This window comes from Nostoc sp., assembly GCF_036917615.1.
GTDB lineage: Bacteria > Cyanobacteriota > Cyanobacteriia > Cyanobacteriales > Nostocaceae > Nostoc.
This window is the reverse complement of sequence record NZ_JBALCZ010000078.1, coordinates 92,641-108,608: the sequence shown is the minus strand read 5'-3', so window position 1 is coordinate 108,608 and position 15,968 is coordinate 92,641. Positions and strand designations below refer to the sequence as shown.

The 15,968-nt window shown below is 42.8% G+C and carries 12 protein-coding genes; 5 read left to right on the top strand and 7 right to left on the bottom strand.

The annotated features are described in order from the left end of the window. The first annotated feature begins 69 nt into the window (after positions 1-69). Together budA and V7K85_RS28725 are read left to right on the top strand one after the other, a co-directional pair. Positions 70-690 carry an acetolactate decarboxylase gene (budA, locus tag V7K85_RS28730; RefSeq protein WP_334818895.1) on the top strand — a complete coding sequence of 207 codons (621 nt, stop codon included), beginning with the start codon at positions 70-72 and terminating at the stop codon, positions 688-690. A 23-nt stretch (positions 691-713) separates the two neighbouring features. Beyond that, entirely contained in the window at positions 714-1,115 is a 402-nt protein-coding gene (locus V7K85_RS28725; RefSeq protein WP_334818876.1) for a VOC family protein, read from the top strand. Positions 1,116-1,335: 220 nt separating this feature from the next. Here the strand turns inward: V7K85_RS28725 and V7K85_RS28720 are convergent, their stop codons facing one another. The 5 genes from V7K85_RS28720 to V7K85_RS28700 form a co-directional block, all read right to left on the bottom strand. After that, entirely contained in the window at positions 1,336-2,673 is a 1,338-nt protein-coding gene (locus V7K85_RS28720; protein WP_334818875.1) for a dihydroorotase, read from the bottom strand. Positions 2,674-2,876: 203 nt separating this feature from the next. After that, positions 2,877-4,229: a histidine phosphatase family protein gene (locus tag V7K85_RS28715; protein ID WP_334818873.1), complete on the bottom strand. Its 1,353-nt coding sequence runs from the start codon at positions 4,227-4,229 to the stop codon at positions 2,877-2,879. A 265-nt stretch (positions 4,230-4,494) separates the two neighbouring features. Then, positions 4,495-4,848 carry a hypothetical protein gene (locus V7K85_RS28710; RefSeq protein ID WP_334818871.1) on the bottom strand — a complete coding sequence of 118 codons (354 nt, stop codon included), beginning with the start codon at positions 4,846-4,848 and terminating at the stop codon, positions 4,495-4,497. Between the two features lie 164 nt (positions 4,849-5,012). Then, a complete protein-coding gene (locus tag V7K85_RS28705) occupies positions 5,013-5,153 on the bottom strand; it encodes a hypothetical protein (RefSeq protein WP_334818869.1) in 141 nt (46 codons plus the stop codon). Positions 5,154-5,658: 505 nt separating this feature from the next. Beyond that, positions 5,659-5,916, bottom strand: a complete 258-nt coding sequence (locus V7K85_RS28700) for a hypothetical protein (RefSeq protein ID WP_334818867.1) — start codon at positions 5,914-5,916, stop codon at positions 5,659-5,661. A gap of 101 nt (positions 5,917-6,017) precedes the next feature. On the opposite strand from V7K85_RS28700, the gene V7K85_RS28695 reads away from it, so the two are divergent. Continuing rightward, positions 6,018-6,413 (top strand): hypothetical protein, encoded by a 396-nt coding sequence (locus V7K85_RS28695; RefSeq protein ID WP_334818865.1) that lies wholly within the window; start codon positions 6,018-6,020, stop codon positions 6,411-6,413. A gap of 192 nt (positions 6,414-6,605) precedes the next feature. Further along, the gene (locus V7K85_RS28690; protein WP_334818863.1) at positions 6,606-6,950 is read left to right on the top strand and encodes an STAS domain-containing protein; all 345 of its coding nucleotides are present in this window, start codon (positions 6,606-6,608) and stop codon (positions 6,948-6,950) included. Positions 6,951-7,126: 176 nt separating this feature from the next. On the opposite strand, the gene V7K85_RS28685 is transcribed toward V7K85_RS28690, so the two are convergent. Beyond that, positions 7,127-9,808: an ATP-binding protein gene (locus tag V7K85_RS28685; RefSeq protein ID WP_334818861.1), complete on the bottom strand. Its 2,682-nt coding sequence runs from the start codon at positions 9,806-9,808 to the stop codon at positions 7,127-7,129. A gap of 727 nt (positions 9,809-10,535) precedes the next feature. On the opposite strand from V7K85_RS28685, the gene V7K85_RS28680 reads away from it, so the two are divergent. After that, the gene (locus tag V7K85_RS28680; protein WP_334818860.1) at positions 10,536-12,836 is read left to right on the top strand and encodes a glycoside hydrolase family 65 protein; all 2,301 of its coding nucleotides are present in this window, start codon (positions 10,536-10,538) and stop codon (positions 12,834-12,836) included. Positions 12,837-13,067: 231 nt separating this feature from the next. Here the strand turns inward: V7K85_RS28680 and V7K85_RS28675 are convergent, their stop codons facing one another. Further along, positions 13,068-15,959, bottom strand: a complete 2,892-nt coding sequence (locus V7K85_RS28675; protein ID WP_334818858.1) for a COR domain-containing protein — start codon at positions 15,957-15,959, stop codon at positions 13,068-13,070. Positions 15,960-15,968 lie beyond the last annotated feature (9 nt).

The window sequence follows — 15,968 nt, the reverse complement described above, 5'->3', positions numbered from 1 at the left end:
ATCGACAATAACATAACTGCTCTCGGTTTAGCCTATAACCTGAGTAAAGCGAGACTTAATTCTCTTTAGATTTTCTTTACGAATCAGCTCTTAGGAACAGTAAATTCTCTTGATGGAGAAATGATTGGATTAGATGGCAATTTTTACCATATAAAAGCTGATGGAGTTGCCTATGTCATTCCTGATTCGATGACAAGCCCTTTTGCTACAGTCACCTTTTTTAAACCACAAAGATTAATTAATCTAGAAGGGCAAATTAATTATCAGCAATTGCAACAGTCCTTAGATCAGCACTTACCAACTAAAAATTATCCTTATGCTATTCGTATTCAAGGTAATTTTCCTTATCTCAAATTTAGAACAGTTCCCAAACAAACCCCACCCTATCGTCCTTTGGTAGAGGCGCTTAAAGAACAATCAATTTTTGAGTTAAGGAACGTTAATGGTACTTTAGTGGGTTTTCGGACACCTAAATATATGCAAGGAGTAAATGTTAATGGCTATCACTTTCATTTCATAACTGCAAATCGCAAAACTGGAGGACATATTTTAGATGGACAATTTCAAAATGCTAAAGTAGAAGTTGATACTCTATCAAATGTTGAGATAAATTTGCCCAGAACTGCTGAATTTGATCAAGCTGATTTGGGAGATGGCAAACTTACTGAAGTCAACAGAATTGAACGGTAACTAAATATTTTTGGATTAAACCTATGTCACTACCAGAAACTATTGCAAAAGAAAAGGATACCCGTCCCCCTGTGGCGATTGGTCATGTGAGATTATATGTGAGTAATGTACCGGAGGCTAACGATTTTTTCATCAAGATAGGACTGCGGCCGATCGTCCAATCAGAACAATTAGCTGTTTTAGAATTACGGGGAGGAACGCACTTAGTTTTGAGAACAAGTTCAGAGGCGATCGCTCCTGGAATGAATGCGCCTTTTGATCTGATGGTAGATGATGTTTCCGTCACCAGAGAGACTTTTAGGAAGTGGGGACTGACTGTTTCTGAGATTGAAATAGGTAGAATCCACAGTTCATTTACCTTGACCGGGCCAGACGGCTATCTATTGACGTTGACTTCCTCACATACAGGCGGTAGAGAAGTTTAACAAAAAAGAAGAAAGGTGTCATCTGTCAGAATTCAGCATGAATTGGAGTCAGATTTAGGTGTAGGTGCGCTTTAGTAAGCAAAACCCAAAAAAGAGTGTTTCAAGGGAGGGGTTGGGGGTGGGGTGTTAGGGATTTTTGCAAGAGATCTGTTGAATTTTTATCGCCGACTTACTTAGTACCTCTGTAAAATGTTATGAATCTCAGAGTGTTTTGCATTTTTCAACACCAGGTTTGCACAACATGACCCTTCAACTGTTGTCCTAACCAAGGTGTATTTTGTGAAAGTGTATAAAGACTTTTCCGTTCGACTTTCCAGGTTTGCTGGGGATCAAATAAAGTAAGTTCCGCTGGTTGATCAGGTACGATGGCTCCGCCCGCCGCAGGCATCGCACTGACTTTTTGCCCCAAACACTCCGCTGGACTGCTACTCAATGCCCGCCATAATTCTAAAGCTGTAAATTCCTCAGTTTCAACGAGATACTGCCACAGCAAGGGTAATGCTAACTCGAAACCAATTGCTCCTGGAGGTGCTTCGGCAAAAGCTTGGACTTTTTCTTCGTAGCTGTAGGGTGTGTGATCAATAGCGATCGCATCTATCACACCCGCACGTACCCCTGCACGCAACGCCGCTACATCACGAGGATTACCTAAAGGCGGGTCTAAATGCAAGCTAGTGTTATAACTCTTTACTGATTTTGTATCAAGTAAAAGGTGCATCCAGGTGGTGCTGGCGGTGATGGGTAAACCAGCAGCCTTGGCTGAGGCGATTAATTCCACGCTGCGAGATGTGGAGACACGCATGATATGGACTGGTGTACCTATGGTTGCAACCAATTCTAACAAAGCTGCGATCGCAGTAGTTTCAGCGCTGGCGGGTATTGGGGGTAAACCGAAACGCAGAGCATCTGGCCCTTCTCTCATTACACCATTTGCTGCTAATTGGCGATCGCTAGGCCAAAATGCTACTGGTTTACCTAACGGCTGGAGATACTCTAACACTCCCCGCACCAGCGCCAAATTTTCTAAGGGCTTACCATCCGTAAAACCAACAACTCCAGCCGACGCTAAATCTGCCAATTCCGTCATTTGTTTCCCAGCAACATCTAGGGTGATAGCACCCCAGAGATGAAGCAGGGGGAGAGGAGAAGATAAGGGAGAGGGGGGAGACAAGGGAGAAAAATTGCCCCCTTGTCCCCCTTGTTTCCCTTGTCCCTCTCTCCTCTGCTGCAACTGTGCCACAAGCGCAGGGTTATCAATAACTGGGGATGTATCGGGTAAAATGTTAACTCTGGTAAAGCCACCAGCAGCAGCAGCTTGTAAAACAGACAAGAGGGTTTCCCGTTCTTCAAACCCTGGTTCACCAGAGTGGCTATACAAATCCACTAACCCAGGCCCGAGAACTAATCCCTGACAATCTCTGATTTGAGTATCGGAACTGATATCAGAAATGCGCGAAGCCATTGCTTGGATATAACCATCAGCAATCAGCACATCAAACAGTCCGTCGATTTCAGAAACTGGGTCAATCACCCGTACTTGTTGCAGCAGTTCAGTCATAAAAGTTTTTAGTTAGGAGTTAGGAGTTAGGAGTTAGGAGTTATTTGTTCCTCGCTCATCACTTCTAACTTTATTCGTCACTTCTAACTTTTCACTCTTAACTTTATTCTTCACTCTTAACTTTATTCCTCACTCCTAACTTTATTCTTCACTTTTAACTCCTAACTCCTAACTTTATTCTTCACTCCTAACTCCTAACTTTATTACAATGCCCCTGCTGCTGTTTTATCTAGTACGCCTCCACCCAAGTGAGTAGTGATGTTCATCGCTTGCAATACTGGTAAACCATCGATTCCACAGGGGTAATCGATAACACTGACTGCGCCATTACCCTGGCGAAAACTCCAGAAATTTTCCAGCGATAAACCCAGAATGTGACAAAGCAATGTTTTGTTAGTAGCATCATGAGCTACTACTAATACAGTTTTGAATTGATTGGTTGATGCGGCTTGCAAAATCGATTGCCAAGCTGCAATGCTACGTTCCCACACTTGTTGCAAGTTTTCCCCTTCAGGCATTTGCACTTGGGCTGGCACTAACCGCCAGCGCTGCAATTCTCCCGGAAACTCTTGCTCTATCTCTATTTCTAATTTCCCTTCCCAGAGTCCGTGGCTGATTTCTCTTAAACCATCTTGCAATTCTAACTTTACATTAGGATGGTGTTTTAAGATAATCTCTGCTGTTTCTTTAGGACGTAGCATTGTGCTACTTACGGCAAAATCAATCGCTACCTCTTGCAGAAATGCGCCTGCTTTTTGCGACTGTTGTCTACCGTTGTCGTTGAGAGGGACATCAATTTGCCCTTGAAACCTGGTTTGGCGATTCCAATCGGTTTCACCATGACGCACCAATAATAACCGTACTCCTTGATGATCTGGGCGCAATGAGGGTAGAGATTCTCCGGTGTGTTGCGTCTGATTTAAAGATTCTAGCTGGACTGGTTCGCCCAATCCCCCAGCAAAATTTAGTACGGTGATGCCACAGTTAGATTGCTGTATTGAATGGTAGCGACTTGGAGGGATGGATAGCGCTGTGCTAATCAGGGCGCGATTAATTCCGTTATGTCCCACGATGAGAATAGTTTCGCCTTGATGGTGAGACAAAATTTCTTGCCAAAACTGCCGTGCTTGTTCGTATAAAGCAAGAACGGGAAAATGTTCTCTTGTTCCCTCTGTATCATTAAGCAGCATCCGCAGTTCGTCGGGGCGTTCGTGCCAAGTGCGGTAATCTTCGGCAAATTTCTGCTTGACTTCGGCAGTCAGCAGTCCTTCCCATAAAGGTAAGTCAATTTCCAGCAGCAAATCAGAAACTTGGATGACAGCAGATTGTTCAGGATGAGTAGCTAACTCATTATGGATAATATCTGCTGTGTGTTTCGCTCGTTGCAAGGGACTGCTGTAAATCGCATTAAATAAAATATTATTGAGGGCTTTGCCTACTTTACTGGCATCGTTACCACCTTTTTCGGTTAATGTTGACGCATCAGTGCGCCCTTGGATACGCCGCTCGGTATTATAACCACTTTGACCGTGGCGCACAATGATGACACGAGTCATCTCAAAGCCCTCCTCTATCTTGACGATTAATTCTACTGCAAAATGATTGCAGAATTATCGACTCCGGAACGCCGATTGAATCAGTTGCAAAACTCTATTCTCGTAGGGGAGGCAAGATGATCAGCAAAAACCGCCCTTGTATTAACAATATTTCCTAATAAAGGTGTTTTTAGTCATGCTGAGGTGCGTCCCGCACATGGACTGTTGATGATCAGGCAAATAAGGCATCTACACTTTAAACTATAGCCTCAACCTTTATACCTGATTATTTTCTTTGTATATCTAATTGCACTTGCAATCCATCATTTTCATTCCCAGACTGAGCTGGTGTTAAGAAAACAGAAGTGTCTGGCAGTGATAATGATTCGTTAAAGCGGAGTTGGACTGGAGTTTTATTACCTCTTCTATTATTGTTGGAGATGCTTGCTGGATTAGTTCGCTCAAAAAAGCTTCCAAAGTCATCTTGGGCTGTTCTTTGATCAATTCCAATTAGGGAATCACCAGTTAATCTATATTGTTCTCGATTTGAGATTGATGCTGGTGACTGGGCGTATACTGGGCTTCCTAAGCTTGCAAAGGCTGCCGTAATTCCCAACAAAGCAATAATTTTGGTGTTCATTTGTTTTATCCAAATTATCTTTAATATTGCTTGTCTTTATTCTCTGGGCAAATGATTTTAATTAACTCTATCTTAGGTTCTATTACAATAATTGTATTGCGTATATACTTAGGTTGTCAATGATTCCTGCTGTTACAAATCTACTTATAGTGTCTTCGTATTGTTTAGATTTGCACAAGTTGAACAGTAAGGTTATCTGGTTCAGTTTCCCAGCGATCGCAGTTAGGTTCGTTGAGATATGCCAGCATCAGATCAGGGATGTTATCAGGTAAATCAACGGCATTCCCTTCTTTGGTGGCAATCATTGTCTACTCACAAGCTGCAACTCTTGGCACGTAGCTTGCTTCTGTGCAGGAGTACGCATTTACGGGGATAATCAGGTTAATCAGCCTTTATCAGTAGATATCCTAACTAATTTTGACAGTTCTAATCTAAGCGATCGCACTCAATAAAAAACTGATCGCAGGTAATAAGGTCATCGAAAGATAAAAATCAACATTTGTTTAAGCGATCGCCGCAGTAGTTAAAGGTTCCATGTGCTGCCTTGACTATGTGTATCCTATAGCGCTTCTCGGTTAAGTCCAATACAGACCTAACCCCCAGCCCCTTCCCTACTAGGGAAGGGGGGTAGGATTCAAAGCCTCTCTCCTAAAAGGAGAGAGGTGAAAGTGTATTGCATACAAACGAGAAGCGCGATATTTACTTCTTAACACACCGCTTTTGTTTTAAATTCCGCTACCAAGTTAATAAATTTAGAGTTAGCTGAGTGTTTTGAGTATTTAGAAATTTCAGTATTGCTTTTTATACACACTACCTGTGATATCTACTCTTTTTGAGTGTCTGGCGGTGGGTTAGGCTAAAGCCGTAACGCACCCTACTGGCTCTAAATATAAAATTATAATTTTCATCAACAAAATCATGATTTTTATCAACAAAATCACGATTTTCATCAACAAAATTACAATTTTCATCAACAAAATTACAATTTTCATCAACAAAATCATGATTTTCATCAACAAAATCATAATTTTCATCAACAAAACCATGATTTTTACGGTAGATGCTCATATCTACGTTATCTCAGATACTAATTTATGAGGATTTTACTGAACTAAAATATAGCTTTAGTAAGGCAAACTAGCTCTAAAGCATAATGAAAGGATACATTTATGTCTGGTCAAAAACGTACATACCGCGTTTTAGAAAAAGCTGAATTAAGAGCGGCGGGACTTAAAGCAATTGATCCCAGTATGGATTTTGGGGATGCTCGCAACTTGCAAAACATGACACAACTAATTGAGCAGTACCGGAGCAAAATAGATGCTTATAATACTGCTCTAGCTGTGATTGACTCTTGTAGAACTGAGATGAATGAATTGGACAAAAATTTAAGTGATATCACTGAGAAAATGCTGATTGGAGTTGCTTTCAAATACGGCAAAGATAGCCGTGAATATGAGATGGCGGGTGCTGTTCGCAAAAGCGATCGCATCCGCAAAAGCACAGCAACACGCTTAAAGGCGACTTCAGAGGAACCAGCCAGTAATAACCCTAAAACTGCATAGTGTTATCTGTATTTAAAGTATGTTCTTTGATGCCAATTTATAGCAATTTTCAGGTAATTAAAATATAAGCTAGGGTAGCATAACTAGCTGGGCAATCCTATAGAGGATTGTGTTTCAAATAAATGAAAAGAGAATTCTGCTCATTGGCGATCGCATACTTCCAAAGTCAAATAAAAATAATAGTAAAAAACCATGAAACTGAGCGTAACGGTACTACAATTGTCGGGAATTTTAGATAAGACTAGAGGTAATGAACTATATCGTGAACTTAGTGGACTTCTGGCAAATGGAACCAATATTTTTTTGCTTGACATGAAAGAAATAAAGCTGATCGATAGCACTGGTTTAGGTGCTTTAGTCTCAATAATGCAAATGGTGCAAAATGCTAATGGTAAACTTTTTCTCTGTTCTATTAGCGCTCAAGTCAGGATGTTGTTTGAACTCACTAAAGTGGATAGAATTTTTCAAATCTTGACTGACCAAGAGGAATTCGATCGCAAAGTCTTGGTAATCTTGAGGGGGGACAAAAAGGGCTAGTACCGCAAGGCGGAAGTCAGCCCCAACTCTTGGAGACGCTACGCGTAGCTTGCTTCTCCGTAGGAGTACGGGGAAGTCAAAAGTCACTCATTCAAAAGGATTATGGAATAGGATTTTTAGAGTTTTTAAATGGTTACTCTATTTACGCAGTGAGGTACAATGATCAGGGCGATGAATTAATAATTAATTTTAACTTCCCAATCCCCAAGCTTTTTCCAAGGGAGTTTGACTGTAAATCGACTACCTTTGCCTAACTGACTTTCGGCATGGACAGTCCCACCATGCAACTCTACAATTTTTTGTACCATCACTAATCCTAAACCAGTGCCTGGGGAACGACCGATAGAGGAATTTTCAACCTGCACAAAAGGTTGAAATAATTTGAAAAGGTCATCGGAAAGCATACCAATACCAGTATCTACCACGCTAAAAAAGATATATTCATTTGTGGAATTTGGCTGGACTTCAATCCAGACTTCACCCCCTTCTTTAGTAAACTTGATAGCGTTAGTCAACAGGTTGATAAATACTTGGCGGATGCGGCGTTCATCGACTTGGATCGGTTCGAGTTCTTCAGGTATTTGTGCCCTCAAACGGATATTTTTCTGGAATGCCAGATGTTTGACAAAACTTAGGCTGGAGTCACATAATCCCCGAATCGAAGTAGCAGCTAATTGCAGTTCTATCTTGCTGGATTCGGTGTCGGTAAACTCAAGGATCTGATTAATCATTTCTAGTAGGTTCTTACCGCTGGATTCGAGGATATTTAGGGACTGGCGCTGTTCTTCACTCATAGGGCCGTACACTTGATATTGGAATGCTTCTGTAATTCCAAGAATGGAGTTTAAGGGATTCCTCAACTCATGGCTGATGTTTCCTAAAAAGGTACTTTTGGCACGATTTGCCACTTCGGCAGCTTCTTTAGCCTCACGCAGAGCGGATTCTGCTCGTTTGCGATCGCATACTTCTAAAGTCAGGGCGACAAATTCCGCGATTGAGCTAACGAAGTTTTGCTCACTCAGTTCCCATTTTCGGGAAATACCAACCTGCTCATACAATACCGTTCCCACCACTTCGCCCCCAACCCAAATGGAGGTATCAATTAGGGATACAATATTCTTTGGTTCTAGCAGTTCATCCCATAATTCTTGTACCCGTGGATCGGTGCGAGTATCGCTGACGGCGATGGTACGGGCAGATGCCAAAGCTCTAAAGTAGACCAAATAATCTGCAAGGTTGCGTTCTAAACCTGCCGAATGTCTCTGTTTGCTAAGTTCATAGAGATTTATACATTGTAGTTTGGTGTGTTGGCGCAGCCCGCCGTAGGCATCGCTATTGAATAACCACACACTCACTCGCTCTACTTCTAAAGCATTCGCTGCTTTTTCTGTGATCACTTTGAATGCTTTTTCCAGATTTCCTTCAAAAACCGCTTTGTGATTTGCCAGTTCTGCTAGTACCCGACTATGCTGGCCCAGTCTTCGCTCACTGTTGATGTGTTCTTGAATCTCTTGCTGTAATTCTTGAGTTCGCTGCTGAAGTTGCAATTCTAACTCTTGATTTTTGTTAGCCAGTGCAGTAAAGGTTTGGCGTAACTGCTGCGCCATCTCGTTGAAAGATCCACCCAGCACCTCTAGTTCCTTAATACCCCGTACTTTCAGCACTGAATCTTCGCCATTGGTAAAATTGGCTAAATCTTTTGTCGCCGTGCTGAAATAGAGAATTGGTTGAGTTATCCAACGGGCGGTGAGAATCCCTAGTATAGTAGCTAGTCCTAATGCTCCCAGACAGAGAAAAATTATCGTTTGAGTGTGGCGATCAATTTGTCCCATAAAGTCTGCTTCTGGGACAGCCACCACAATTAACCAGTTGATATTTGGTTCGCCCTGTAAGGGTCTAACTTCTAAAAATTGTCGTTTGCCGTTAAAGGAGAAATCTAGTTGCTGTAAACTTTGAATTTGGTCAAAGTTACTAAATTTAGTTGCTAAATATTTAGCGGTTGCTTGAGTCAAGACATTCCCGCTCTGGGAAGCTGCCAACCTAATCGGTTTACCATTTTGGAAGCGGAATGGTTCTTCGGTTGTGGAACTTGCTACTAATAGCCCCGATCGCTCGATAATAAAAATTTGCCCCGACTTGCCAACTTTGATATTTTGCAGCAAATCCCCAATTTGTGATAGGTGAGTTAGAGTGCTGTTGACTCCGAGTAACTCACCTTGGGAGTTATATATAGGAAGAGAAGCACTAATCAGGAGGGTTGGTTCGGTGAGGGGTGTATAAATTTGACTAAAGCTGAATTTTCTGGCGCTAACTGCTGTTTGATAATCAGGACGCGATCGCGCATCATAGTTTTTAATTACTTCTGGTAGTTGGGTGCGTTGACCTTGAGAGTCAATTCTGTAGGTGTAGAGGTCGTACCCAGTTGACTTTCCGGCTTTTCTGAGCAAAAATTGGCGATCGTTGAGCTTCTGGACTGCTAGGTATTCTTGCTGTTGATTGCTTGCCGTTAAGCCCAACGCATCTGGAAAAATCTTTAACTGCTCGATTAAGTATGACTCCCAGGTTGCAAGATTCTCTATCTTCAGCAATCCCATATCAATGAGATTTTGGTTACTGCGTAGTACCTGACGCGGGGTTGAAAGATAAGTCTGTAAATTCTGCTCGACTCGATTGGCGACTTCACGACGCAATTCGCTAGCTACCTCATTGACTGCTTTTTGTCCGTTACCAATTGATAAGTATGCAGTCAATCCCACAGCTAACAAGATTTGCAGCAAAAACAACGCTACCAGGATGCGACTTAGGGGTACGCCTTTAATTAGGGAAAAAACACTACCTTGCCCAGTATTTTTGTTCATCTGCCCACTCCCTCTGCTCCCCCTGATTGTCCTATAGTACTGAGTACAATACCTCGACTTCGCTGTCCTGTGGGCTTATGCATAGTTTATACTCGGTCGGGTCAAGTGCCAATATACCACTTCTGGCAAAAGAACAAAACATCAGTTAACTGCACCTGTAGATTTCACCAGCCAAATATTGCGATCTTCAAAGGGGCTAGTACCGCAAGGCGGAAGTCAAAAGCCAAAAGTCACTCATTCAAAAATATACTCGCGGCAGCAGCCCAATGAACAGCATTTCCAGCCGGAGGTTAGAAGCGAGGTTTGAAAGGGGTTTTGGCTTAAGTTGACACCAATGGGCAGGGTATTGCCCCTACATTTCGTACTTGATGCGTAAGTCCGATAAATTAAAAATAAAAAACAAAAATACAAAAATAATTTCAGCGAACATTGCCTGTTTATCAGCGCAATGAATCGGATTGTGAGGCTGATAAATATGAAATAAATTTATGAAAAGCTGAATCAATTCGTAGCTAGCTGAGATTTATGAGTTATAACTGGCGTTCATAAATAAATATGCCTGTAGACAGATGAAATGGGAAACGTTATTGTTATTTAAAACGTCTTTATTTTGGTGGTTAGGCAATATTCAAGTTTAGGCACTAGAGAAAAGAAGTTAATCACTTAATGCTCGTAATTTTACTGTATCCTGCTCACAACTAGCCCTAAGACATAGGTTTTATTACTCATGATCAACGTATCCACTCACAATTCTCAACAAAATCAACAACTGATTTACACTACTGACTGGAACGTTATTGAAACGGAGTTTGATCCGACGCAGTTACATCACAAAGAAACCGTCTTCACTCTTGGTAATGGATTATTAGGAGTGCGGGGTACGTTTGAAGAAGGATATTCCGAGGATTTTCCAGCTACACTCATCCACGGTGTTTATGATGATGTGATAATTACTAATACTGAACTTGTAAACTGTCCTAACTGGCTGCCATTGATGGTGAAAGTAGCAGGCGAATCTCCTACGGAGACGCTACGCGAACGCTTTCGCATGGACAGTGGTAAGATTCTCAAGTATGAACGTCGGCTCGACCTGCGCTTAGGCTTAGTTAGCCGTGATGTGCGGTGGCGTAGTCCTAGTGGTCATACCCTAGATTTTCACTTCGAGCGTTTCACCAGTTTAGCAGATCAACATGTTTTGGCGATTCGCGCTCAAATTACATCCGTAGACTTTGAGGGTGAAATTACCATCGAAGCAGGATTTGACAGCGAACCAGATACTCAAGGCGTCAAACATTGGCGAACCTTAAACCAAGGTGGCATAGATCAGATTATCTGGCTAAATAGTCAAACTCTCCACTCAGATATTCAACTTGGGATGGCAGCTAAGTTAGTGGTAGATGGTGATGAGACTACACCCGTGTGCATCGAAAATGCTTCTAGTTCTCCCACTTTGACAACCATCTTTGAGTTATATCCAGGAAAAACGGCGACTGTCGAAAAGATTGTCACCCTGTTTACTTCACGAGAGACAGAAATCCCCGTTGCAGCCGCCTTAGAAAGACTCGCTGATGAACCCAGATATACTACCCTATTGGCAGCTCACATTGCTGCATGGGATCAAGTATGGCAAGACAGTGACATTATTATAGAAGGCGATCGCTTGGCTCAGTTAAGCGTCCGTTACAATCTTTTCCAATTACTAGCTGTCACACCGCGTCACGATAGCCGAGTCAGCATCCCTCCGAAAACCCTCTCCGGTTTTGCCTATAGCGGACACATCTTTTGGGATACGGAAATATTCATCCTTCCTTTCCTCACCTTAACTCAACCAGCCCTAGCGCGTAACTTGCTCACCTACCGCTACCACACCTTACCAGGAGCTAGACGCAAAGCTCAAGAAGCAGGTTATCAAGGAGCGATGTTTGCTTGGGAAAGTGCTACCACTGGTGATGAAGTGACTCCTCGCTGGGTACCAGCTCCTAACGGTGAATTAGTCCGCATCTGGTGCGGTGACATTGAAGTGCATATTACCGCAGATGTCGCCTATGCAATTTTACACTACTGGCAAACTACCAACGATGATGATTGGATGCGGGATTATGGCGCGGAAATTATCCTTGATACGGCTGTTTTCTGGGAAAGTCGCGTGCAGTGGAACCAAGAGCGCCACAGCTACGACATCCTAGACGTGATTGGCCCTGATGAAAATCACGATCGCGTCGATAATAATGCCTTCACCAATGTCATGGTACAGTGGCATTTGCAGTCAGCTTTGGCGCTGTGGGACTGGCTCAAACAAGCTTACCCTGAAACCTCGGCACAACTGGGGCAAAAACTCAACTTAACCACAGAGCGTCTGCACCGATGGATGGAAATTCAACAGCGTCTATTTGTGAATGAAGATGCCCAAACAGGTTTAATTGAGCAGTTTGAAGGCTTTTTCCAGCTAGAAGATGTTAACCTCGCTGATTACGAACCGCGCAGCAAATCTCTGCAAAATCTTTTGGGAATTGAAGCCACAAGCCAAAAGCAGATTCTCAAGCAGCCGGATGTATTGATGCTTCTGTACTTACTGCGCGATGTCTGCCGACAAGACGCTCCGCGTTTACGCTACGACTATAACACCCTCGCCACCAACTGGAATTATTACAACCAACGCACCGACCACAGTTATGGTTCTTCACTAGGCCCAGCCATTCACGCCATCTTAGCTTGCGACCTGAATCAACCAACCGAAGCCTATATGCACTTTATGCGATCGGCCTTGGTAGACTTGGAGGATGTCAGGCTGAACGCCGCCGAAGGAATTCACGCCGCCAGTGCTGGAGGAGTATGGCAAGCGGTAGTTTTCGGGTTTGGCGGGATTCGGATGACTCAATTTGGCCCCGTTGCCTGTCCCAATCTACCACCTAACTGGACACGTTTGAAGTTTCGCCTGCAATGGCGTAACGAGTGGTATGACTTCGATTTACAAGCCAAAACAGAAGTTAAAATTCCCACCTTGGCAGAATACACGCTCGAAAATTAGTGAGGTTATCTTCGACTTGGATGAAGTTTTAACCGATAGTTAAGAGTTTACCTGCGATCGCCGTACTTTTACAGGGAAGCAAGCTACGCGCAGCGTCTCGTAGAGAAGACGTTGGCGCAGCTATCGCTTTTACAAAAGAAACCTCTCCCTGGTTTGACTACGCAAAACCGTCCCTCTCCGACTCCCAAAGGGACAGACTTGAACTTTAGTTCAAGGCAGGGAGAGGTTCTTCTACCGAGGAACTGCTGCTTTAATCTTCTTACAAATATCCACCCAAGCTTTATTTTCTTGTGCTGAGTTCAGGCTGTCTAAAGGTTGATTAGGAGGGTGCGCTGACTGATACTTTTCAATTTCTGTTTCGTCATAGCTGCAAAAACTCAACGCTATCCAAATAATCGTGAGTCCTTTGGCTTCAGCCGCATCCAACAATGGGGGTAACTCATTATCAGCAATAAAGTCTGATGCTAAAAAATCTGGGCTAACCAACAATACTGCCACTTTTGCTGCTGCTAAAGCATTTTCAATTTCTTTGCGCCACTCAGCACCGGGTTGAATCTTGGTATCGTCCCACACGTCCATATTTTGATTGCGAATCATTGGTTTGAGGTGTTTCTGGAGTTTGGTAAGCCACTCCAGATCTTGATGACTATAGCTAATAAAAACTTTATTTCTGGTTACAGGTTCAGATATAGGTATTTGTGGATTTGGTGACGTCGGTAAAACATCGTCAATTAGTCTGCGGACATCTACCATACAAAAACTGTTCTGACACTGGATTTGATAATTTTGCACGTTCAGGGATTTGTATAACACATTTAGAGGGTAGGAATGAGGCATTTGAATATTTTTACAGCTTTCACAGTTGCAGGGAACAAGTGTTTGATATTGCAGACGTTCGTAAGACCTATGGATTTTTTCCAGTTCATGGGTGATAACTATTAACAGTTCTTTCTTACGATTACCTGCTACGCGGACTTTAATTTCTCGTTGATGATAATATTCAATCACTTCGGCACGGGTTTGGTCTTTACTGAGAACAACACCTGTTTTCCAAACGAGGGTTTGTTGTTCAATTAAAAAATGCATTTCGACGATAAAGCGGGTGAGAATACCTTTCGGCATAAAGTCATATTTATAGCGCAGGATTAGGTTGTTCGATTCATCCCAATAGAAATCAGGTTGGTTGGCAGAGAGTAATTGAGGTGCAATATAAGTGCCATGACGACTAGGAATTTCGTAACACAGTTTAAATTTCATCATTAGCCGCAATAGCTCTGGTTGCATATCGGTATATTTATCTTCATGCCAGATATTTTTTAAATCATTGCGATCAAATTGACCCAGTTTTTCAATGACTTGTGGATTATCTAAGACTTTGTAAACGGCATCTGTACCCCAAGTGGGCTTAAGAATCACGGTTTTTCTTAAAAAGTCATCGTCTTGGAAGTGAAGGCATACACCTAAATCATGCAGATAGTCACTGAGTTGGAGTTTGTCCTCCTGTCTAGTAAAACCATGTTTATTACAGATGCTCAAATATTCTTCCAAGCTAATATATTCGCGGGAGTCGTGTTCTAACGCTTCCCGCACCTTGACCCAGGTTTTGGGAAGTTCTGTTCCTACATGTGGTAAGTTGCTAATATAATGCTTAATTTTTTTCAGGATTTCTAGCAGACCGCGATTAGTGGCAAGATTTGTAGTCAGTGTTTCCTTAAAATTGGTGAATTCGCGCCGGAACTCTCGCTCGTTGATTTCTCGTTTGCGCTCCTGCTTTTCATTTTTTATAATTAGCAAAGGACTATTACCGCTCAACAATTCAACCACATTTAGCCAATAGTAAAAATCTGTGTCTTCTGTGCGGGTATCAGCAACTAAGGCATAAAGAGAGCGTTTCGTGAGGAAAAATTGGTGGGTGGCATGGTAAATTTCTTGACCACCAAAGTCCCAAATATTGACCCTGAATTCTCTATCATTGTCGAGCAAGAACTTCCATTGAATAACATCAATACCTTCGGTGGAAATTTCATCTTGCCGTAACGTAGATTTCTGGTCTTGAATTTTTTTGGCTAGAGTAGTTTTACCTGCACCACCTTCTCCTACAATCAGTAACTTGGCTTCGTAGAGGCGATCGCTTTCTTGTTCTAGCTGTTGCCTGCAAAAGTTCAGAATTGCTCTCAATCCTCCCGTTATGATTTCTGGTGGAACTGATTCTAGGGGATTACCAATAAATTCAAGGACGCTGAGGTTAGTAAGTTGACCAATCACTGGTGGTAGCGTCTTCAATTGATTGGATCTCAGATCAAGCAGGCTGAGGTTGGAGAGTTGACCAATTTCTGCTGGCAGCATCTTCAGTTGATTGGATCTCAGATCAAGTTGGCTGAGGTTGGAGAGTTGACCAATCTCTGCCGGCAGCGTCGTCAGTTGATTGGATCTCAGATAAAGCTGGCTGAGGTTGGAGAATTGACCAATTTCTGCTGGCAGCATCTTCAGTTGATTGGATCTCAGATCAAGCTGGTTAAGGTTAGAGAGTTGAGCAATCTCTGCTGGCAGCGTCGTCAGTTGATTGGATCTCAGAGAAAGCTGGCTGAGGTTGGAGAATTGACCAATCTCTGCGGGCAGCGTCGTCAGTCGATTGTAGCTGAGGTCAAGTAGGCTGAGGTTGGAGAGTTGATCAATCTCTGCTGGCAGCGTCGTCAGTCGATTGTAGCTGAGGTCAAGTAGGCTGAGGTTGGAGAGTTGATCAATCTCTGCTGGTAGCGTCGTCAGTTGATTGTAGCTAAGGTCAAGTAGGCTGAGGTTGGAGAGTTGACCAATCTCTGCTGGTAGCGTCGTTAGTTGATTGTAGGTTAAGTCAAGCTGGCTGAGGTTGGAGAGTTGACTAATCTCTACTGGCAGCGTCGTCAGTTGATTATAGCTGAGGTCAAGTAGGCTGAGGTTGGAGAGTTGACCAATCTCTGCTGGCAGCATTATCAGTTGATTGTTCCTGAGATCAAGCTCGATGAGGTTGGAGAGTTGACCAATCTCTGCTGGCAGCGTCGTTAAGTCTTTGCCAGAAAGGTCTAATTCTGTCATTTTGTCTCTGGCAGCTTTTTTAATGATTTGCAGCAGTTCTTCATTAGTCATGGGCAGGGT

Bases quoted from the DNA above. Each gene is read 5' to 3' on its own strand.
- V7K85_RS28725 (WP_334818876.1), top strand. From the start codon at position 714: ATGTCACTACCAGAAACTATTGCAAAAGAAAAGGATACCCGTCCCCCT.
- V7K85_RS28720 (WP_334818875.1), bottom strand. From the start codon at position 2,673: ATGACTGAACTGCTGCAACAAGTACGGGTGATTGACCCAGTTTCTGAA.
- V7K85_RS28715 (WP_334818873.1), bottom strand. From the start codon at position 4,229: ATGACTCGTGTCATCATTGTGCGCCACGGTCAAAGTGGTTATAATACC.
- V7K85_RS28710 (WP_334818871.1), bottom strand. From the start codon at position 4,848: ATGAACACCAAAATTATTGCTTTGTTGGGAATTACGGCAGCCTTTGCA.
- V7K85_RS28705 (WP_334818869.1), bottom strand. From the start codon at position 5,153: ATGATTGCCACCAAAGAAGGGAATGCCGTTGATTTACCTGATAACATC.
- V7K85_RS28700 (WP_334818867.1), bottom strand. From the start codon at position 5,916: ATGAGCATCTACCGTAAAAATCATGGTTTTGTTGATGAAAATTATGAT.
- V7K85_RS28695 (WP_334818865.1), top strand. From the start codon at position 6,018: ATGTCTGGTCAAAAACGTACATACCGCGTTTTAGAAAAAGCTGAATTA.
- V7K85_RS28690 (WP_334818863.1), top strand. From the start codon at position 6,606: ATGAAACTGAGCGTAACGGTACTACAATTGTCGGGAATTTTAGATAAG.
- V7K85_RS28685 (WP_334818861.1), bottom strand. From the start codon at position 9,808: ATGAACAAAAATACTGGGCAAGGTAGTGTTTTTTCCCTAATTAAAGGC.
- V7K85_RS28680 (WP_334818860.1), top strand. From the start codon at position 10,536: ATGATCAACGTATCCACTCACAATTCTCAACAAAATCAACAACTGATT.
- V7K85_RS28675 (WP_334818858.1), bottom strand. From the start codon at position 15,959: ATGACTAATGAAGAACTGCTGCAAATCATTAAAAAAGCTGCCAGAGAC.